At 71.9% G+C, this 19,429-nt stretch carries 17 protein-coding genes; 11 read left to right on the top strand and 6 right to left on the bottom strand.

What is annotated here, in order from left to right:
* The first annotated feature begins 107 nt into the window (after positions 1–107).
* The 5 genes from QSK26_RS16865 (at position 108) to QSK26_RS16845 (ending at position 5,848) form a co-directional block, all read left to right on the top strand.
* Positions 108–806 (top strand): acVLRF1 family peptidyl-tRNA hydrolase, encoded by a 699-nt coding sequence (locus tag QSK26_RS16865; protein ID WP_285776089.1) that lies wholly within the window; start codon positions 108–110, stop codon positions 804–806.
* A 142-nt stretch (positions 807–948) separates the two neighbouring features.
* The gene (locus tag QSK26_RS16860) at positions 949–2,547 is read left to right on the top strand and encodes an ABC-F family ATP-binding cassette domain-containing protein (RefSeq protein ID WP_285776088.1); all 1,599 of its coding nucleotides are present in this window, start codon (positions 949–951) and stop codon (positions 2,545–2,547) included.
* 114 nt (positions 2,548–2,661) lie between these two features.
* Positions 2,662–2,877 (top strand): helix-turn-helix domain-containing protein, encoded by a 216-nt coding sequence (locus QSK26_RS16855; protein ID WP_093173121.1) that lies wholly within the window; start codon positions 2,662–2,664, stop codon positions 2,875–2,877.
* A 132-nt stretch (positions 2,878–3,009) separates the two neighbouring features.
* Positions 3,010–3,828, top strand: coding sequence for an enoyl-CoA hydratase/isomerase family protein (locus tag QSK26_RS16850; protein ID WP_285776087.1), 819 nt, complete (start codon positions 3,010–3,012; stop codon positions 3,826–3,828).
* 148 nt (positions 3,829–3,976) lie between these two features.
* Positions 3,977–5,848 carry an ABC transporter ATP-binding protein gene (locus QSK26_RS16845; RefSeq protein WP_285776086.1) on the top strand — a complete coding sequence of 624 codons (1,872 nt, stop codon included), beginning with the start codon at positions 3,977–3,979 and terminating at the stop codon, positions 5,846–5,848.
* Positions 5,849–5,853: 5 nt separating this feature from the next.
* Here the strand turns inward: QSK26_RS16845 and QSK26_RS16840 are convergent, their stop codons facing one another.
* Positions 5,854–6,756: a sulfotransferase family protein gene (locus tag QSK26_RS16840; protein WP_285776085.1), complete on the bottom strand. Its 903-nt coding sequence runs from the start codon at positions 6,754–6,756 to the stop codon at positions 5,854–5,856.
* A gap of 241 nt (positions 6,757–6,997) precedes the next feature.
* Between QSK26_RS16840 and QSK26_RS16835 the strand changes: the two genes are divergently transcribed.
* A complete protein-coding gene (locus QSK26_RS16835) occupies positions 6,998–7,933 on the top strand; it encodes a S66 peptidase family protein (protein WP_285776084.1) in 936 nt (311 codons plus the stop codon).
* Positions 7,934–7,950: 17 nt separating this feature from the next.
* Positions 7,951–8,886 carry a hypothetical protein gene (locus QSK26_RS16830; protein WP_285776083.1) on the top strand — a complete coding sequence of 312 codons (936 nt, stop codon included), beginning with the start codon at positions 7,951–7,953 and terminating at the stop codon, positions 8,884–8,886.
* 69 nt (positions 8,887–8,955) lie between these two features.
* On the opposite strand, the gene QSK26_RS16825 is transcribed toward QSK26_RS16830, so the two are convergent.
* Positions 8,956–9,843, bottom strand: coding sequence for a hypothetical protein (locus QSK26_RS16825; protein ID WP_285776082.1), 888 nt, complete (start codon positions 9,841–9,843; stop codon positions 8,956–8,958).
* A 142-nt stretch (positions 9,844–9,985) separates the two neighbouring features.
* On the opposite strand from QSK26_RS16825, the gene QSK26_RS16820 reads away from it, so the two are divergent.
* Both QSK26_RS16820 and QSK26_RS16815 read left to right on the top strand, forming a co-directional pair.
* Positions 9,986–10,501, top strand: a complete 516-nt coding sequence (locus QSK26_RS16820) for a SigE family RNA polymerase sigma factor (protein WP_285776081.1) — start codon at positions 9,986–9,988, stop codon at positions 10,499–10,501.
* The gene (locus QSK26_RS16815; RefSeq protein ID WP_285776080.1) at positions 10,488–11,228 is read left to right on the top strand and encodes a hypothetical protein; all 741 of its coding nucleotides are present in this window, start codon (positions 10,488–10,490) and stop codon (positions 11,226–11,228) included. The genes QSK26_RS16820 and QSK26_RS16815 overlap by 14 nt, the downstream gene beginning before the upstream one ends.
* Positions 11,229–11,272: 44 nt before the next feature.
* Here QSK26_RS16815 and QSK26_RS16810 read toward each other — a convergent pair whose 3' ends face one another.
* A complete protein-coding gene (locus tag QSK26_RS16810) occupies positions 11,273–13,081 on the bottom strand; it encodes a glycoside hydrolase family 15 protein (protein WP_285776079.1) in 1,809 nt (602 codons plus the stop codon).
* Positions 13,082–13,111: 30 nt separating this feature from the next.
* Positions 13,112–13,717, bottom strand: coding sequence for a membrane protein YczE (gene yczE / locus QSK26_RS16805; protein WP_285776078.1), 606 nt, complete (start codon positions 13,715–13,717; stop codon positions 13,112–13,114).
* Positions 13,718–13,792: 75 nt separating this feature from the next.
* Between yczE and yczR the strand changes: the two genes are divergently transcribed.
* Entirely contained in the window at positions 13,793–15,226 is a 1,434-nt protein-coding gene (yczR, locus tag QSK26_RS16800) for a MocR-like transcription factor YczR (protein WP_285776077.1), read from the top strand.
* 6 nt (positions 15,227–15,232) lie between these two features.
* Here the strand turns inward: yczR and QSK26_RS16795 are convergent, their stop codons facing one another.
* Positions 15,233–15,859 (bottom strand): trimeric intracellular cation channel family protein, encoded by a 627-nt coding sequence (locus QSK26_RS16795; RefSeq protein ID WP_285776076.1) that lies wholly within the window; start codon positions 15,857–15,859, stop codon positions 15,233–15,235.
* A 15-nt stretch (positions 15,860–15,874) separates the two neighbouring features.
* Positions 15,875–17,356 carry a peptide MFS transporter gene (locus QSK26_RS16790; RefSeq protein ID WP_285776075.1) on the bottom strand — a complete coding sequence of 494 codons (1,482 nt, stop codon included), beginning with the start codon at positions 17,354–17,356 and terminating at the stop codon, positions 15,875–15,877.
* A gap of 173 nt (positions 17,357–17,529) precedes the next feature.
* Here QSK26_RS16790 and QSK26_RS16785 point away from each other — a divergent pair, with 173 nt between their 5' ends.
* A complete protein-coding gene (locus tag QSK26_RS16785) occupies positions 17,530–19,368 on the top strand; it encodes an AMP-dependent synthetase/ligase (RefSeq protein ID WP_285776074.1) in 1,839 nt (612 codons plus the stop codon).
* Positions 19,369–19,429: the final 61 nt, after the last annotated feature.

The raw sequence follows: 19,429 nt of genomic DNA, 5'->3' as shown, positions 1-19,429 counted from the left end.
TTCACCCATTTTTCTCCTCTTGTTGCATGCGTGGACTCCCCCTCTGACCTGCGGCTTTGACATCCTGTGTGATCGTGCGTCCGGCCGCGGAGCGGTAGCCTCGCGGGATGGGCGGACGACCGGCGCGAGGCGGGGGCCGCTGGGTCTCGGTCGCTCCCGACCGGCTCGGCGGGTGGATCGAGGGGTTCGGCGAGCGGCACGGGCCGGTGACGGCGACCGTGGTGACCGGGGCGGGTGACGGGATGGCGGGAGAGGCGGTCGTGCTCACCGCGGCCGACGGCGCCGTGGCCGAGTGCCACGTGCCCTTCCCGCCGCTGGCCCCCGGCGGGCACGGGGACCCGGTGCGCGGGCTGGCCGGGCACGCGGCGCTGCCGCGCCGGGTGGGGGTCGTGCTGGTCAGGCTGGGCGGGTACGCCGCGGGGGTGTTCGAAGGCGGCTCGCTGGTCGCCTCGAAGGTCGGGTCGCGGCTGGTCCAGGGCCGCACGGCGGCAGGGGGGTGGTCACAGCGCAGGTTCGCGCGCAGGAGGGAGAACCAGGCGGGACAGGCGCAGGACGCCGCCGCCGAAACCGCCCTGCGGGTGCTCGGGCCCCGGCTGGCGGAGCTGGACGCGGTGGTGTTCGGCGGCGACCGGCGCTCGGTGGACGCGCTGAGAGGCGACAGGAGGATGGCGCCGGTCTTCGCCCTGGAGGCCGCGCCGTTCCTGGCCGTCCCGGACCCCCGGCTGGCGGTGCTGAAGGAGACGCCCAGGACCTTCCTCGCGGTCCGGATCAGGGTCGTGGACCCGGTCGAGGGTACGGCGGGCTGACCACCTGACCGCCCCCCGGCGATGCGCGCGCCCAGGTGAGGCCGCGAACCGCCGTACACTGATCCCTATGCCCACTCCCGACTGACGGCCCCCCGGCCACAGTTCCTTCCTTCGACCTCCGGCTGGGAGTGTTTCTCCGACCATGATCATAGCTACTGACATCGAACTGCGCGCGGGCTCGCGGCTGCTCATCGAGGGCGCCTCCTTCCGTGTCAACCCCGGCGACAAGATCGGGCTCGTCGGCCGCAACGGGGCGGGCAAGACCACGCTCACCAAAGTGCTCGCCGGCGAGGCCCTGCCCGCGGCCGGCTCGGTGACGAAGAACGGCAACGTCGGCTATCTGCCGCAGGACCCGCGCACCGGCGACCTGCACGTGCTCGCCCGCGACCGCATCCTCTCCGCGCGCGGCCTGGACGAGGTGCTGCGCGACCTGCGCGCCGCCGAGCAGGGCATGGCCTCCGACGACGACCGGGTCCGGGACAGGGCGGTGCGCGCCTACGGGCGGCTGGAGGACCGGCTGCACGTGCTCGGCGGCTACGCGGCGGAGGCGGAGGCGGCCTCCATCGCCTCCAGCCTCGGCCTGCCCGACCGGGTGCTGGGCCAGCCGCTGGAGACGCTTTCCGGCGGCCAGCGCCGACGGGTCGAACTCGCCAGAATTCTGTTCTCCGGAGCGGAGACTCTCCTCCTGGACGAGCCGACAAACCACCTCGACGCAGACTCAATCGGGTGGCTTCGTGATTTTTTACGATCCCATCAGGGCGGTTTGATCGTCATCAGCCATGACGTCGGCCTTCTTGAAGCGACGGTAAACCGCGTTCTTCACCTGGACGCCAATCGTTGCGTGATCGATACGTACAACGTCGGCTGGACCACGTATCTCGCGCAGCGCGAGTCCGACGAGCGGCGCAGGAAGAGGGAGCGGGCCAACGCGGAGAAGCAGGCGTCGGTGCTGTTGTCGCAGGCCGACCGCATGCGGGCCAAGGCCACCAAGGCCAAGGCGGCGCAGGACATGGAGCGCCGGGCGAAACGCCTGCTCAGCGGCGTCTCCGAGGAGCGCAGGGCCGACAAGGTGGCCAAGCTGCGCTTCCCCAGCCCGGCGCCGTGCGGGCGCACGCCGCTGACCGCGGCGGGGCTGTCCAAGGCGTATGGCTCGCTGGAGGTCTTCACCGACGTGGACATGGCGGTGGACCGGGGGAGCAGGGTGGTCATCCTGGGCCTCAACGGCGCGGGCAAGACCACGCTGCTACGGCTGCTGGGCGGCGTCGAGCGGCCCGACAGCGGCGAGATCCGCCCCGGTCACGGCCTCAAGCTGGGCTATTACGCCCAGGAGCACGAGACTCTGGACCCGGCGCGCACGGTCATCGACAACATGCGCTCGGCCGGTTCCGACGTGCCCGAGGTCGAGCTGCGGAAGGTCCTGGGCTCGTTCCTCTTCTCCGGCGACGACGTGGACAAGCCCGCCGGAGTGCTGTCCGGCGGTGAGAAGACCCGCCTGGCGCTGGCGACGCTGGTGCTTTCCAGTGCGAATGTGCTGTTGCTCGACGAGCCTACGAACAACCTCGATCCTGCCAGCCGCGATCAGGTACTTTCGGCACTTAGGTCCTATTCTGGGGCGATCGTCCTCGTCACGCATGATGAGGGCGCCGTTGAGGCACTACAACCGGATAGGGTGATCTTGCTACCAGACGGAGTAGAAGACGCTTGGAGCGATGAATTTTCCGATCTTGTGGCACTTGCCTGATCTTAATTTGAGCGGGTACGGATCTTTTCCCATGGAGTAGGTAGCCGATCCGGCTGAAATGACTGATCATGGCGTGAGTAACGCTGCGGAAGTCTGGCACTACAGGAGGTACTCGTGGCCGAGACTCTGAAGAAGGGCACCCGGGTGACCGGGGCCGACCGTGAAAAACTGGCCGCCGATCTCAAGAAGCGCTATGCCGCGGGCGAAAGCATCCGCGCGCTGGCCGCTTCTACCGGCCGGTCGTACGGGTTCATCCACCGCATTCTCAGCGAGTCCGGCGTGACTCTACGGGGACGCGGCGGAGCCACCCGGGGCAAGTCGAAGCGCTAGCGACCGCCTCGGAAAACGCGCGACCGCAGCCGCTCGTCCCCGTCAGTCGGTGTCGTCGCGCCCGGGCCAGCAGAACGACGTTCTGCCTTGTGGATAGGCTCGGGCGTGACGGATCAGTGAAGGGGAGAGGCGATGGCGGAAGCGACTGTTGGGGGGAGCGCGGAGACGATCGAGGCGAGCGAGCTTGCCGAGATCGGCCTGCGATTCGAGGTGGACGGCGAGATCGCGACGATCACACTGGACAGGCCGGAGAAGCGGAACGCGCAGACGTTCGCGACCTGGGCCGCACTGGCCAGGATCGGTGACAACCTGCCAGGCCAGGTGCGCATCGTCGTGATTGAAGGTGAGGGGCCGTCCTTCTCGGCTGGAATCGATTTGCGGATGTTCACCCCGGATGGGGTACCGGGGCAGGGCTCGTTCGCATCGAACGGGCAACGGGACGACGAGTCCCTGGGGCAGACGATAGCCAAGGCACAGCGGGGATTCCTGTGGTTGCGGCGACCGGACATCGTGTCGATCGCCGCGGTCCAGGGGCATGCGATCGGCGCCGGTTTCCAGCTGGCGCTCGCGTGTGACCTGCGGATCCTCGCCGACGACGCCAAGTTCTGCATGAAGGAGCCGGCGCTCGGGCTGGTGCCCGACCTGACAGGCACCAAGCCGCTGGTCGAGCTCGTCGGACTGCCCAGAGCCATCGAGCTGTGCCTGACGGCGCGCACGGTGGACGCCAAGGAGGCGTACGACCTGCGCCTGGGCGAGCTGGTGGTGCCCAGGGGAGAGCTCAGGCAGGCCGTACGCGATCTGGCGGGCGCGCTGCTCGCGACCGAGCGGGGAGCGGCGACCGCCACCAAACGGCTTCTCCAGGGCGCCGGGCAGCGCTCGCTGGAGGAGCAGAGCGCGGCCGAGCGGCAGGAGCAGATCGCCCGGTTGAAGATCATGTCCGCCCGTTCGTGAGCACGACGGGAGCACGCTGTTCGCCGCGAGCTGATCGGGGAATGGCCGGAGAGTCCCCCCGTGCTGTACGGCACACACGGGAGAGGCATCCGGCCCGCACCCCGGCAAAGCACACCCCCCGACCGGGAAGGACGGGCACGACGGCGTCATGACCATGATGAACGGCGGAGGCTACGGCCAGGCGTTGCGCTCCATGCGGCGCGACGAGTCGGTGGTCCGTGAGCGCGTTGCGCCCGGCACGGTCCGCCGCATCGCCGGCTACGGGCGGCCCTACGCGGCACAGATCGCCGCCTTCCTGGTGCTGGTCGTCCTCGACGCGGGGATCGTGATCGCCAACCCGCTGCTGATCAAGTCGATCATCGACGACGGGGTGGCGCAGCACCGTACCGGGCTCGTCGCCGGGCTGGCCGTGGCCATCGCCGCGCTGGCCGTCGTCGACGCGCTGCTCGGGCTGGCCCAGCGGTGGTATTCCGCGCGCCTGGGCGAGGGCCTCATCTACGACCTGCGCACCGAGGTCTTCGACCACGTGCAGCGGATGCCGGTGGCGTTCTTCATGCGGGCGCAGACCGGCGCGCTGGTCTCCCGGCTCAACACCGACGTGATCGGCGCCCAACGCGCCCTGACCACCACGCTGTCCTCCGTGGTGTCCAACGTGATCAGCCTGGTGCTCGTGCTCGGCGCCATGCTGGTGCTCTCCTGGCAGATCACCCTCGCGGCCCTGGTGCTGCTGCCGATCTTCCTGCTGCCCGCCAAGTACTTCGCCAGGCGGCTGTCGAAGCTGACCCGCGAGCAGATGCAGCTCGACGCGGAGATGAGCTCGGTGATGACCGAGCGGTTCAACGTCGCGGGCGCCATGGTCGCCAAGCTGTACGGCAGGCCCGACGAGGAGGCGGTCACCTTCGCCGGCCGGGCCGCCAGGGTGCGCGACGTGGGCATCACGGTCGCGATGTTCGGCACGGTGTTCCGGCTCGCGCTCGGCCTGGTCGCGGCACTGGCCACCGCTCTGGTCTACGGCGTCGGCGGCGTGCTCGCCGTGAACGGCGCCTTCGAGCTCGGCACCCTGGTCGCCCTCGCGGCCCTGCTCATGCGCCTGTACGGCCCGCTGACCGGCCTGTCCAACGTGCACGTGGACGTCATGACGGCGCTGGTGAGCTTCGACCGGGTCTTCGAGGTGCTCGACCTCAAGCCGATGGTGGCCGAGCGGCCGGACGCGCGGCCGGTGCCCGGCGGGCCCGCGCTCGTCGAGTTCGACGACGTGCGGTTCCGCTACCCGGCGGCGTCGGAGGTGTCGCTGGCCTCCCTCGAGTCCGTGGCGCGGCCCGACTCCGCCCCCGCCCAGGAGGTGCTGAGCGGGGTGAGCTTCACCGCCGCGCCCGGCGAACTGGTCGCCCTGGTCGGCCACTCCGGCGCCGGCAAGACCACGATCACGTCCCTGGTCTCCCGGCTCTACGACGTCACCGAGGGCGCGGTCCGGATCAACGGGCTCGACGTGCGCGACGCGACGATGGCCGCCCTGCGCGACACGGTCGGCGTCGTCACCCAGGACGCCCACCTCTTCCACGACACGATCGGCGCCAACCTGCGTTACGCCCGGCCGGAGGCCACCGACGAGGAGATCTGGGAGGCGCTGCGGGCGGCCCAGATCGGTGACCTGGTGGAGGCGCTGCCCGAGGGACTGGAGACCGTCGTCGGCGACCGGGGCTACCGGCTGTCCGGCGGGGAGAAGCAGCGGCTGGCCCTGGCCAGGCTGCTGCTCAAGGCGCCCAGGGTGGTCGTGCTCGACGAGGCCACCGCCCACCTGGACTCGGAGTCGGAGGCCGCCGTTCAGCAGGCGCTGAAGACGGCGCTGGCCGGCCGCACCTCGCTGGTGATCGCCCACCGGCTGTCCACCATCCGCGACGCCGACCAGATCCTCGTGGTGCAGGACGGCCGGGTCGTCGAGCGGGGCAGGCACGAGGAGCTGCTGGCCGGCGGCAAGGTCTACGCCGAGCTCTACCGCACGCAGTTCAGCGGCGTGTGAGCCGCTCAGGGCTGGGCCGCGGGCACGTAGCCGAGCCGGGCCAGCTCCTCGCGGGCGACCTTCTCCACCAGCCTGGTGTCCTGCGCGCCCAGCCGCGGGCGGGCTGAGCCGGGGCGGGCGGCGGTCGCGGAGTAGAGCGCGACCTTGGACACCCGGCTCTCCAGGAACTCCGACAGCTTCCGCGCCGCGCCCGCGGGGGAGGCGGTCAGCTCCTCGTAGCGGAGGGTGAGCAGCTGCTCGTGCGGCAGCTGCCGGCGCAGCGTGGCGTTCAGCCGGACCGCGCTGCGCCAGCGCAGGGCGCACTTGCCGGCCGCAGGCATGTCCTTCCAGCGCTGGACGTGCTCGTCCCGGTTGATTCCCAGGAAGGCGTTGGGGAACTCCGTCCCCTCGCTCAGCATCACCGGCTTGAACCACGCCATGCAGGCGGGGTCGGCCATCATGTCCGCGGTCACGTCGCGCCCGTCCCTGATCAGCTGGACGAACCGCGCGTCGGGGAAGGCCCGCAGCAGCAGCGGAGCGCTGTAGAGCAGGTCGGGGCTGGCGTCGCCGTACCGCGCCACCGTGTCCGCCGGGGCGCACGGGCCGATGCCGGTCAGGCCGGCCGCCGCCCGGCAGGCGTCGGCGCACTCCTGGCACGCGCCGGGCACGATCTGCCACGCCTCAGCCAGCGCGTCCCGCAGCACGCGGGAGGCGCCGGCGCCCTCGTTCCTGACGACGATGGACGGCCTGCGAGCGAAGGCGTAGACGACGTTGGTCACGGCCGGCCTGCCCACCGTGACGTGGAAGCCCGGCGAGCGCTTGAGCGCGCGGGCAACCAGGTCCGCGCCGGAGTGCGGGGCGGCGAGCACGAACACCGGCCGGCGGACCTTGATGCCGTTGACCACGAGGATGTGGGGCGGAGGTCGCATAGGTGTGGACAGTGTGCCACCGTTTGCCGAGTACACCTACCGATCACGCCCCCACCGACGCGAACATATACCCCACCAGCGGAAATTTCCTGATCTACGCTCCCATCCCATCAGATATCCGCGATCTTCCGCAGCCGAACGCCTCGGACCGGTCCCGGCCGCGACACGGCCCCCGGGCGGGGGCGCCCCCGGTCCCGCGTGGCAGGTGTGAAAGGGCAGGATGGAGGTCCGGAGGAGTCACGTGAGCGGGGAGCCGACGATGGACGAGGGGCTGCGCACGCCCAGATCGCTGAAGCCGGGAGACAGGGTGGCCGTGGTGGCGCCCTCGGGACCGGTCGAGCCCGACACGCTGGAACGCGGCGTCGCCGTTCTCACCGGGATGGGGCTGGAGGTGAGCCTCGGCGCGCACGTGATGCGCCGGGAGGGCTACCTCGCGGGCTTCGACGCCGAGCGGGCCGCCGACCTCGCCGGCGCGTGGTGCGACCCGTCGGTGGCCGCGGTGGTCTGCGCCAGGGGCGGCTACGGTGCGAGCCGGCTGCTCGGCCTGCTCGACTGGGACGCGATGGCCGCCGCCGAGCCGAAGATCCTGCTCGGCTCCAGCGACATCACCGCGCTGCACCAGGCGTTCGCGCTCCGGCTGGGCGTGGCGAGCTGCTTCGGGCCGATGCCGGGGAACGACGTGCTGGGCGGCGCGGGCGGGCCGGAGCCGCGCTCCCTCGCGAGCCTGCGGGCCGCGCTGACCGCCGGCCCCGAGCCGGTCACCGGCGACCGGGTGCTCGTGCCCGGCCGGGCGCGGGCCCCGCTGACCGGCGGCAACCTGTCGCTGCTCGCCGCGCTGTGCGGCACGCCGTACGCGCCGCGGTTCGCCGGGCGGATCGCGTTCCTGGAGGACGTGGGCGAGCAGCCCTACCGGATCGACAGGATGCTCACCCAGCTTCTCCAGGCCGGCGCCTTCGACGGCGTGGCCGGCGTCGCCCTCGGCTCGTGGGTGGACTGCGGCGACCCGATGCCGGTCCTCGCCGACCGGCTCGTCCCGCTCGGCGTCCCCGTTCTCGCAGGTCTGCCGGTCGGGCACGGATCACCGCAGCAGAGCGTGTGGCTGGGGGGACTTGGTGTTATCGATACAGAATCGTGCTCCCTGACCGGTCTGTTGGGTGACAGGGAGAAGACAATGTAGAGCGAAGCCTGGTGAAAGTGGCAGAGGGGACGGACGTGGGGTTGTTCCGGCGCAGTCGTGAGCCGCAGGGCATGCCGCCCAGGCGCCCGGCCGGGGACGTGGACCTGGATTCGCTGCTGGCACTGGTGGCCGACTCGCTCGGCTACGCGTGCTCCTTCGCCGCGGACGGCGACACGCTGCTCCTCACCGGGCCCGAACGCCACGCCGTCAGGCTGAGAGGGTTGCGCAGGGAGGCGGCCAGGAGCGCCAGGGAAGACTGGCCCAAGCTGGTCTCCGAGCACCTCGCCCACGCGCTCGCCGTGGCCGGTGAGCCGCTCGACGCCTGCGACCTCGCCCAGATCCGCCCGTTGCTGCGCACCCGGATCCGTCCCGCCGACGAGATCGAGGGCGACCGCGTCGTCGGCCGCCACCTCGCCGCCGACCTCGTCGAGGTGCTCACCGTCGGGTACGGCGGCACCGGCCGCGCGGTCCGCCCGGAGGAGGCGGGCTGCTGGCCCATCCCGGCCGCCCAGGCGCTCGACCTGGCCCTGCGCAACGCCCGCGACGACGAGCGGCTGACCGTGTCGAGAAGCGACCTCGGCGGCGTGACGGTCTGGCGGCTCACCGGCTCCACCAGCGGCGTCCCCGCCCACCTGCGGTGCCTGGAGGACTACCTGCCGGTCCCGCAGGACGGCGCCCTGGTGGCACTGCCCGCCCCCGGCGTGCTCCTCGCGCATCCCGTCGAGGGGATCGGCGTGGTCCGGGCGATCGAACGGCTGCGCGTCTTCGCCCAGCGGCAGGTCGAGGAGCGGGAGGACGGCCTCAGCCCGCAGGTCTACTGGTGGCGGGCGGGCAGGCTCACCCTGATCAGGGCCGACCTGGTCGCCCAGGACGGCCAGGTGCGGCTCGTCGTCGCCCCGCCGCCGGAGTTCGCGTCCGTGCTGGCCGCCCTCGCCGCCCGCCCGCCCCGCTAGGGTCATGCGCCGGAATCCGCCGGTGAGTCGGATGTCCGGGCCGGGGGCCGATCTTCTGGCCGCGGCGCGTCAGGGCAGGGCCGGTACGGCAGGCCGGGAGTCGGTCCAGCCGACCTGGATCAGCGTCTCGTCCGAGGACATGTCCGGGACCGCCTTGCCGTCGCGCGTGGCCTTCTGGTCCTGTGACAGCAGCACCATCCTGCCGGTGTCGACGATCAGCCTCTCCTTGAACACGGTCGCCTCCTTCCCCTTCCCGCTCGTACTGTCGATCACGACGACGGTGCCCGGCCTGCCCAGGTCGTCCTTCGCGGCGCCGCCGGCGCGGACCCCCGGCAGCGTCAGCAGGGCCCGGTAGGCCGCGGTGCGGACCTCCTTCGGGGCGGGGACGTCGTGCAGCACCGCGGGCAGGGTGTACCGGACCCAGCCGGGGATGTCGCTCTCCCGGTTGGTCCGGCCCGCCTTGGTGATCCAGTCCTTCAGCCGTCCCGGGTCGGCGGGCAGGCGCTGGACCTCGTCGTAGGTCAGCCACTGCTCCGCGAACCAGAACTGGGTTTTACCCGGCACAGGGTCCACACGGCCTTGGGCGGGGTGGGCGGACAGCTTCACGGTCTTGCCGTCGATCGACTCGCTCCACCTGGAAGGGGAGCCGTCGCGCCGCCATGCCTTCCTGTCGGCCGCGGTCCCCGGCAGCGTCGCCAGCTCGCGGCGTCCGACCCAGGCTCTGCCGTCAGGGGCGCTCCACCGCTCCTCGATCTCCTGCTGGACCAGCGAATAGGGGTGCGCCCTGGTGCCGAATCGCAAGGGATGGGTGGACGTCGAAATCGTCCTGGTGTGCCAGTAGGCCCCTTCGGGGGGAGCGGCCGCGGCGGCCGGCTGCGCGCTCAGGAGGGTCGCGCCCACGGCCACGGCGACGCCGAGAACGGTCAGCCGCCGGGCCGGCGCGGTCGGGAGAGCCATCGAGTCACTCCATGGTTCGGAAGTCATGACCATCCATACGCCTGGGCCGCCTGAAGGGTTGCCTGTGAAAATATCCGGCGCGGCAGGGCAACGGTCGCGAAGGCCGAGGCGTATGAGGAGGCGTGATATCGGACAGACAGCCGTGAGCGGCGAGGAACATGACTTCGGCGCCTTCGTGGCCGCGCGTGCCACGAGCCTCCTCCGGGTCGCCTATCTCGCCTGCGGCGACAGGACGGAGGCCGAGGACCTGCTGCAGACGGCACTCGAGCGCACCTACCGGAACTGGGACCGGACGGTCCGCCACGACGACCCCGAGCCCTACGTGCGGCGCGTCATCATCAACGCCGCCATCAGCCGTGCCCGCCGCCGGGCGCTCCTCCGCATCATCCCCATGCACAGCCCGCCGGAGACGTCGGCCCGCGCGGGCGACCCCGACCTGCTCCATGTGCTGATGGAGGCGCTGCGCGCCCTGCCGCCCCGGCAGCGGGCAGTGATCGTCCTGCGGTACTGGGAGGACCTCACCGAGCCGCAGACCGCCGAGGTGCTCGGATGCGCGGTCGGCACGGTCAAGAGCCAGACGTCGAAGGCCATGGCCAAGCTCCGTTCGGCGCTTGGCCGGGAAACACTGGAAGGAGTGATCAAGGATGCCCACGCTTGAGGACGAGATCCGCCGGCTCATGGCGGACGAGACGGCGAGCTTGCAGGCCGCGCCTGACCTGCTGGTCCGGGTGTTGCGCTCCCACCGGGACCGGAGGAGGAGGGCCAAGGCCGCGGCGGTGGTCGCGTCCGTGGTCGCGTCCGTCGTGGTCGCCGCCCCGCCCGTCGCCTACCTGACCGCCGGCCCGGCGACCACGACGGACGAGTGGAGCACCGTCTCCCCGGCGCCGGAGCCGCCTGCCATCGACGACACCCCGCCCGCGCGTTCCGCGCCGCCGGACCTGGGCGACCTGGGCGATGGCAGGGAGTTCGGGCATGTCAGGGTGGGATACCTGCCCGAGGGGCTGCAGTGGTCCCGATGGTCGGTGGACCTCGGTGACCGGTACATGACGTCGTACAACCGCGAGGGCGACGGCGAGGGCTCCTACCGGGTGCAGATTCGCATGTACGAGGAGGCGGCCGTCCAGGAGGTCGACGACCAGATCCGGGCGTATCGCGACGAGCAGGACGGCGAGGAGGTGACCGTCGGCGGCCGGAGCGGCTACCTGGTCGTGCGGAACGTCGGTGAGGACGGCATGAAGGGCACCCCGACCCTGTTCCTCAGAACGGGCGGCAGGCAGTGGGCCGAGATCGCGTTCAGCCCTGTGTACGCGGAGGAGTTCTCCGGTGCCGAGGCCGTCGACGCCGAGCTGAAGAAGATCGGGGAAGGGCTCACCTCCACCATGTGACGCCCCACGCGAGACGACACCGCTCCCGACGGCGCGCCGGGCTGTCAGGCGCCTTCCTGCAGGCCCTCCCCGGTCAGCGGCCTGGCCGCCGGGGCAGGCTCGCTCAGCAGCCCGGCCACGTGGATCAGCGGCACGTGGCTGAACGCCTGCGGGAAGTTGCCCACCAGCCGGCCGTAACGCGGGTCGTACTCCTCGGCCAGCAGTCCCACGTCGTTGCGCAGCGAGAGCAGCCGCTCGAACATCGTGGCCGCGTCGTCCCGCCTGCCGATCATCGCCAGCGCCTCGGCCATCCAGAAGCTGCATGCCAGGAAGGCGCCCTCCCCGCCCGGCAGCCCGTCCACGGCGTTCTCCTCGGCCACCGGGTAGCGCATGACGAAGCCGTCCACCGTCAGCTCCCGCTCGACCGCCTCCACGGTGCCGCGCACCCGGGAGTCCTCCGGCGGCAGGAATCCGACGATCGGGATGAGCAGCAGCGCGGCGTCCAGCTCGGCGGAGCCGTAGGACTGGGTGAAGGTGTTGCGGGCCGGGTCGAAGCCCTTCTCACAGATCTCGGCGTGGATCCGGTCTCTCAGCGCCCGCCAGCGGTCCACCGGGCCGCTCCGGCCGAACCGCTCCACCTGGCTGATCGCCCGGTCCAGCGCCACCCAGCACATCACCTTGGAGTGCACGAAGTGGCGGCGCGGCCCGCGCACCTCCCACAGCCCCTCGTCCGGCTCGTCCCAGTGGTTCTCCAGGTAGCCGAGCAGCTCGCGCTGGATGGACCAGGCCCGCTTGTCCGGGGACAGACCGGAGACCTCGGACAGGTAGAGGGAGTTCAGCACCTCGCCGTAGACGTCGAGCTGGAGCTGGCTGACCGCGCCGTTGCCGATCCGGACCGGCCGGGAGCCCTCGTAGCCGGCCAGCCACTCGACCTCCATCTCCGGCAGCCGCCGCTCGCCCGCCACGCCGTACATGATCTGCAGGTCCTGGGCGCGGCCGGCGATGGCGCGCAGCAGCCAGGCGCGCCAGTCCTGGGCCTCGTCGAGGTAACCGGACCCGATGAGCGCGTCGAGCGTCATCGTGGCGTCGCGCAGCCAGCAGTAGCGGTAGTCCCAGTTGCGGGTGCCGCCGAGGTCCTCGGGCAGCGAGGTGGTGGGGGCGGCCACGATGCCGCCGGTGGGCGCGTAGGTGAGCGCCTTCAGGGTGATCAGCGAGCGGACCACGGCCGCCCGCCACGGGCCGTCGTAGGAGCAGCGCCCGACCCACTCGGTCCAGTGGTTCGCGGTCTCCCTGAGCTGCTCCTCGGCGTCGATCAGCGTCGGCATCGGCTCGTGCGAGGGGTGCCAGGTGAAGACGAACGCCAGCCGCTCGCCCTCGGACACCCGGAAGGTCGCCCGGTGCGCGTAGTCGCCGCCCCTCAACGGCACCGGGGAGTGCAGCCACACCGAGTCCGGACCGCCGATGGCCTGGAGGCTGCCGTTGCTCCTGCGCACCCAGGGCACGATGCGGCCGTAGTCGAACCTGACCCGGATCTGCACGGTCATCTCCACCGTGCCCGACACGCCCTCGACGATGCGGACCACGTCGGGGTGCGGATGGCGGGGCGGCATGAAGTCGATCAGCCGGACGGTGCCGCCCTCGGTGTCCCACTCGCTCTCCAGGATGAGCGTGTCGTCGCGGTAGCGCCGCCGGGTGGCGGGTGGGCGGCCGGTCGGGCCGATCCACCAGTGGCCGTTGCCGTCGCTCCCCAGCATGGAGGCGAAGCACGCGGGGGAGTCGAACCTGGGCAGGCAGAGCCAGTCGATGGAGCCGTCCCGACCGACCAGCGCGGCCGACTGCATGTCCCCGATCATGGCGTAGTCCTCGATCCGCATGCTCCGACGCTAGCGTGATCCGCGGCCGGATCAGCCCCTGGCGGCGGGACGCGTCATGAAGAACTGCGTGACCGGGCCGATGGCGAGGGCGAAGACGACGGTGCCGATCCCGACGGTGCCGCCCAGCAGCCAGCCGACGGCGAGCACGCAGACCTCGATCAGGAAGCGGGCGGCCCGGATGGACAGGCCGAGGCGGTGCAGGCCGGTCATCAGCCCGTCGCGCGGGCCCGGACCCATCCCCGCGCCGATGTAGAGCGCGGTGGCGGCGCCGACGACGACCACCGCGACCAGCAGGAAGGCCCAGCGCGCCGCGAGGTTCTCCGGGGTGGGCAGCGCCCAGATGGCCGCGTCCGCGAACAGCCCGACGAGGATCACGTTGCTGATCGTGCCCAGGCCGGGCCGCTGCCGCAGCGGGATCCAGAAGACCATCACGGCCGCGCCCACGATGATGATCCAGGTGCCGATCGACCAGCCGGTCAGGACGGCGAGGCCCTGGTGGAAGACGTCCCAGGGGTCCACGCCGAGGTGGGACTCCACCTGGATGCCGATGCCCAGCCCGTAGAGGGCCAGCCCGGTGTAGAGGCGCACGAGCCGGGAGGGCAGCGAGCCGAGAGTGGTGAGAGGGATTTCGCTCATGATGCTCCGATCGTCCCGGTCGGCTGGCCGGGCGATAAAGAGCCAATCCCGAAAAGTGGCCTTAAAGTGGGGGAGGTGGATCGGTATCTGAGCGGACCGCAACTCGCCCGCCTGGTGAGCGTGGACCCGGCGGCGCGCCCCTACTACCGGGCGCTGGCCCTGGCCGTGCGCTCGCTGGTCCTGGACGGGCGGCTCGCCGTACGGGTACGGCTGCCCGCCGAGCGGCACCTCGCCCACGCGCTCGGCGTGTCCCGCACCACCGTCACCGCCGCCTACGACCTGCTGCGCGAGCAGGGCTACCTGGACACCCGGCGCGGGGCGGGAAGCTGGACCGCGCTGCCCGACCCCTCCTCGCTCAGCGCGGACAACCCGTGGCTGGCCGCCTCGGACGAGGGGATGCTGCAACTGCACAGCGCCGCGCCCGCCGCCACCGCCCAGCTTCCCGGCGCGCTCGCGCAGGCCGCCCGCGACCTGCCCAGGCACACCCTGGGCGCCGGCTACGACCCGCTCGGCCTGGCCGTGCTGCGCGAGGCGATCGCCGCCCGCTACACCGCGCGCGGGCTCGCCACCCGGCCCGGCCAGATCCTCGTCACCGCGGGCGCCCAGCACGGCATCCACCTGGTGCTGAACCTGCTGACCGGCGCGGGGGACCCGGTGCTGGTCGAGTCGCCCACCTACCCGCACGCGCTCGACGTCGTACGGCAGCGCGGCGCCCGGACGGTCCCGGCCGGCATGACCGACGAGGGCTGGAACCTCGACCTGCTGACCAGCGCCATGCGCCAGTCCTCGGCCCGGCTCGCCTACGTCGTCCCCGACTTCCACAATCCCACCGGGTGGCTGATGGACGACGCCACCAGGGCGGCCCTGGCCGGCGCGGCCCGGCGCAACGGCACCCTGCTGGTCGCCGACGAGTCCTGGGCGGAGCTGGCGGTGGACGACGTGCCCGGCGCCGCGCCGCTGGCCGCCTTCGGCACCGACGCCCAGGTGATCACCATCGGCTCGGCGTCCAAGCTGTGGTGGGGCGGCCTGCGCATCGGATGGGTCAGGGCGACGGCGGCGCTGGTGCGGCGGCTGGCCGCGCTGCGCGCGTCGGTGGAGATCGCGAGCCCGATCTTCGAGCAGCTCGTCGTGGCGCGGCTGTTCGAGCGCATCGAGGAGGCCCGCGCCGAACGCCGCCGCACGCTCGGCGCCGCGCGCGACGCCCTGGTCGGAGCGCTGCGCGCCGAGCTGCCTTCGTGGAGCTTCACCGTGCCCGCGGGCGGCGGCTCGCTGTGGGTCCGGCTCGACTCGCCCACCGCGACCCCGCTGGCCGAGGCCGCCGCCTGCCACGGCGTACGGCTCGCCCCCGGCCCCTGGTTCGGCGTCGACGGCACGCTGGAGAACCATCTGCGGCTGCCCTTCACCCAGCCGCCCCGGGTCCTGACCGAGGCCGTGTCCCGCGTCGCGACCGCCCGCACGGCGGGCCCGTACGGCCCGCGCCCGGCCGCGTCCCTCACGCCGGCGCTGTGAGCGCGCTCAGCCGGGCGGCCTGACCCCACGGGCCAGCGGGGCGCGCAGCCGCAGCCGCACGGCGAGGATGCGCAGCGCGAAGGCGAGCACGGCGGAGGACAGGACGGCGGGCCAGCCGTGCAGGCCCATCGTGGACAGCGCGGCCATCGTCGCGGCGCCGAGCAGGGCGGGCAGCGCGTAGAGCTGCCGGTCGTAGAGCAGCCGGGGGATCTCCCCGGCCAGGATGTCGCGCAGGATGCCGCCGCCGACCGCCGTGGTCACGCCGAGCAGGGCCGCGTGCACCGGGCTCAGGCCGTACGTCAGGGCCTTCTCGGTGCCGACGGCGCAGAACAGCCCGAGCCCGGCGGCGTCGAAGACCAGGACGGCGGGCATCACGCGCTCGACCTGCGGGTGCCAGAAGAAGACGATCACGGTGGCGGCCAGCGGGACGAGCACGTAGCCGATGTCCTCGAAGGCCGCGGGACGCAGGTTGAGGATGAGGTCGCGCAGGATGCCGCCGCCCAGCGCGGTCATCTCGCCGAGCACCGCCATGCCGACCACGTCGAGCCGTTTGCGGACGCCCAGCAGCGCCCCGGAGAGGGCGAAGACGAAGATTCCCGCCAGATCCAGCAGCTCGTTCACGTCGAAGATCATGCCATAAGGGGCAAATCAGTCATCGCGCATGAGATGCGTCAACCGGCGGGCGAACATCAGCAGCACCAGCCCCGCCGCCACCGCGATCAGCGCCAGCGTCAGGAAGTACATCGGCTCGGACATGTAGCCGAGCAGCCTCGCCGTCTGCCCGCCCACCGCGTCGCCCACCGCGAAGGACAGGAACCACACCCCGAGCATCTGGCTCTGGAAGGACTTCGGCGCCAGATGGGTGGTCACCGACAGCCCCACCGGGCTCAGCGACAGCTCGCCGAACACCTGGACCAGGTAGACCAGCACCAGCCACCACAGCGAGACCCGCCCGCCGGCCGCCAGATGGGCGGCCAGCGCCATGACGACGAAGCTCAGCCCGCACAGCACCAGGCCGAGGGCGAACTTCTGCGACGCGCTCACCCGGTCGCCCAGCCGCACCCACAGCACCGCGAAGACCGGGCACAGGATCAGCACGAACAGCGGGTTGATCGCCTGCGTGGTGGCCGCCTCCATGCGCATCCCGAAGAGCGACAGGTCGGTCCGGTCCCTGGCGAAGACGTTGAGCACGCTCGGCGCCAGGTCGTAGATCATCCAGAAGATCGCGGCGGCGACGAACAGCCAGATGTAGGCCCGCACCCGGGACCGCTCGAACTCGGTCAGGTCGTGGTCGCCGCGCAGGATGTACCCGAAGTAACCGGTGGGGATCGCGATCGCCACCACGGTCAGCACCACGGTCAGCCGGTCGAGGGTGAACGTGCCCGACACCGCCCACAGCGCCGCCACGACCGCCGTGCCCGCGCAACCGACGCCGGCCAGCCGGGTGAACCTCGCCCGCTCCGCGGCCGTGAGCCGGTGCCCCGGCTCCATCCCCGCCCCGTCGAGGTTCCGCCACCCGCGCACGTACTGGATCAGGCCGAGCGCCATGCCGACCGCCGCCGCCCCGAAGCCCAGATGCCACCGGCCGTCCCTGGCCAGCCAGTCACCCACCACGTAGGGCGCGGCGAAGGCGCCGATGTTGACGCCGAAGTAGAAGATCGAGAAACCCGCGTCGCGGCGGGCGTTGTCGTCGCGCGGGTAGAGCCTGCCCACCATCGACGACAGGTTGGGCTTGACCAGCCCGGTGCCCACGATGATCAGCAGCAGGCCGAGCCAGACGAACGCCGGCGTGCGCACCGGGACGGCCATGCTGATGTGCCCCGCCATGATGACGATCCCGCCCGCCAGCACCGCCCTGCGCGCGCCGAGCACCCGGTCGGCCAGCCAGCCGCCGGGCAGCGCGACCAGATAGATCAGCGAGCCGTAGACGCCGACCACCGCGTAGGCCGTCTGCTGCGGCAGGCCCAGCCCGTTGGCGGCCGGCGAGGCGATGAGGAAGAACGCCAGGATCGCGCGCATGCCGTAGAAGCTGAACCGCTCCCACATCTCGGTGCCGAAGAGCGTGGCGAGGCCGCGAGGATGGCCGAGCACGGTCGTCTCCGGCTCGGCCGTAGCGGGCCTTGACGTCATGCGCACCCCCCGTGAGCAGCGGTTCGTCACCCTCTGATGGCTGCTCGAAGCATACGGTGCCCGCCGCCGTGCTCGGCCCTGGCGCGAAGGGCGGCCCCCGGAGGTCTTGTCGGCCGGGTGGGGCTGTGGTGCGATGCAGCCACTCCCTGCAAGTGCTCACGATCGGAGGCGGCATGGGTGATTCCCTGCTCTCGTTACGGACCGCGATCGAGGAGGACATCGCCGGCCGTACCGTATGCGAACAACTGCGGCGCACGGCGGAGGAGCATCCGGACGCGCCCGCCTACTCCGATCCCGTGGAGGGCGGCTGGTCCACGATCGGCTACGGCGAGGCGCGCCGGCGGGTGCTGGAGATCGCCGCCGGGTTCGCCGCGCTCGGCGTCGGCCCCGGCGACTCGGTCGCGCTGATGATGGTCAACCGCAGCGAGCACGTCCTCGCCGACCTCGGCGCGGTGCACGCCGGCGCCACCCCCTGCTCGGTCTACCCGACCTTCACGCCCGCGCAGGTCGCCTTCGTCGCCGCGGACGTCGGCGCCAAGGTCGCGGTGCTCGGCGGCCCGCAGGACCTCGCCCGCTGGGAACCCGTGCTGGCCGACCTCCCGGCGCTGGAGAAGGTCATCATGCTGGAGGGCGCGCCCGCCGGCGACCGGTACCTCGGCTGGGCCGACTTCCTCGCGCTCGGCGCGGAACGCCTCGCCGCCGACCCCGCCGCCGTCGAGGAGCGCTGGCGGGCCGTCGCCCCCGGCGACGTGCTGACCGTGCTCTACACCTCCGGCACCACCGGCAACCCCAAGGGCGTTCCGCTCACCCACGCCAACGTGCTCTACGAGGTGGGCGCCACCGACCGGATGACCGCGCTGCCCGCCCAGGGCACCCAGATCTCCTACCTGACCTACGCGCACATCGCCGAACGGGTGCTCAGCCTCTACCTGCCGCTGTTCAAGGCCGGCCACGTCCACTTCTGCCCCGATCTCGACCAGCTGGGAGCCACCCTCGGCCAGGTCAGGCCGGTGCTGTTCTTCGGCGTGCCGCGGGTCTGGGAGAAGATGATGGCCCGCCTCCAGGCGCTGCTCGCCACCCAGCCGGCCGAGCAGCAGGAAGCCGTGCGCCAGGCCATGGCCGCCGGCCTCGCCTACATCGAGGCCGGGCAGTTCGGCCGGAGCCCGTCGCCCGAGGTCAAGGCCGCCTACGAGGCCGCGGACGCCGCCCTGCTCTCGATCATCCGCTCCATGATCGGCTTTGACAACGCCAGCTGGATCGCCACCGCCGCCGCCCCGATGCCGGCCGAGGTGCAGCGCTTCTTCGCCGGGCTCGGCCTCAAGGTCCTCGACGTGTACGGCATGACGGAGACGACCGGCGCCTTCACCGCGAACAGCGTGGACGACTACAAACTGGGCTCGGTCGGCAGGGCGGAGCCCGGAGTGGAGGTCCGGATCGCGGAGGACGGCGAGATCCTCACCCGCAGCCCGCTCAACACCGGCGGCTACCTCAACCGCCCCGAGGAGACGGCCGCCCTGCTGGACGAGGACGGCTGGCTGCACACCGGGGACGTCGGCTCCATCGACGACGACGGCTTCGTGCGCATCCTCGACCGCAAGAAGGAGCTCATCATCACCGCGGGCGGCGAGAACATCTCCCCGGCCAACATCGAGAACCACCTCAAGGAGCACCCGCTCATCGGCCAGGCCCTGGCCTTCGGCGACCGCCGCCCGCACCCCGTCGCCCTCCTCACCCTGGACGGGGACGTGGCCTTCGGCTGGGCGAGGTCCCGTGGCATCGCCGGGGACTCCCTCGCCGAGCTGGCCGAGCACCCGGACGTGCTCAAGGAGGTCGAGGCCGCGGTGAGCGCCGCCAACGACAAGCTGGCCCGGGTGCAGCAGGTCAAGCGCTGGCGGCTGCTCCCGGTGGAGTGGACCGCCGAGACCGAGGAGCTCACGCCCAGTCTCAAACTCAAGCGGCGGATCGTGCACGCCAAGTACGCGGAGATCATCGACTCCCTCTACGAGAGCTGACCGGCGCCTCCCGCGCGGCCGCGGGGCCCCTCGCGGGAGGCCGGTTTTGCCTAGTGGGGTG

Source organism: Microtetraspora sp. NBRC 13810, assembly GCF_030268685.1.
Classification (GTDB): Bacteria; Actinomycetota; Actinomycetes; order Streptosporangiales; family Streptosporangiaceae; genus BSRQ01.
This window is presented reverse-complemented; position numbering and strand designations above follow the sequence as displayed.

Bases quoted from the DNA above. Each gene is read 5' to 3' on its own strand.
- QSK26_RS16865 (WP_285776089.1), top strand. From the start codon at position 108: ATGGGCGGACGACCGGCGCGAGGCGGGGGCCGCTGGGTCTCGGTCGCT.
- QSK26_RS16860 (WP_285776088.1), top strand. From the start codon at position 949: ATGATCATAGCTACTGACATCGAACTGCGCGCGGGCTCGCGGCTGCTC.
- QSK26_RS16850 (WP_285776087.1), top strand. From the start codon at position 3,010: ATGGCGGAAGCGACTGTTGGGGGGAGCGCGGAGACGATCGAGGCGAGC.
- QSK26_RS16845 (WP_285776086.1), top strand. From the start codon at position 3,977: ATGACCATGATGAACGGCGGAGGCTACGGCCAGGCGTTGCGCTCCATG.
- QSK26_RS16840 (WP_285776085.1), bottom strand. From the start codon at position 6,756: ATGCGACCTCCGCCCCACATCCTCGTGGTCAACGGCATCAAGGTCCGC.
- QSK26_RS16825 (WP_285776082.1), bottom strand. From the start codon at position 9,843: ATGGCTCTCCCGACCGCGCCGGCCCGGCGGCTGACCGTTCTCGGCGTC.
- QSK26_RS16815 (WP_285776080.1), top strand. From the start codon at position 10,488: ATGCCCACGCTTGAGGACGAGATCCGCCGGCTCATGGCGGACGAGACG.
- QSK26_RS16810 (WP_285776079.1), bottom strand. From the start codon at position 13,081: ATGCGGATCGAGGACTACGCCATGATCGGGGACATGCAGTCGGCCGCG.
- yczE (WP_285776078.1), bottom strand. From the start codon at position 13,717: ATGAGCGAAATCCCTCTCACCACTCTCGGCTCGCTGCCCTCCCGGCTC.
- QSK26_RS16795 (WP_285776076.1), bottom strand. From the start codon at position 15,859: ATGATCTTCGACGTGAACGAGCTGCTGGATCTGGCGGGAATCTTCGTC.
- QSK26_RS16790 (WP_285776075.1), bottom strand. From the start codon at position 17,356: ATGACGTCAAGGCCCGCTACGGCCGAGCCGGAGACGACCGTGCTCGGC.
- QSK26_RS16785 (WP_285776074.1), top strand. From the start codon at position 17,530: ATGGGTGATTCCCTGCTCTCGTTACGGACCGCGATCGAGGAGGACATC.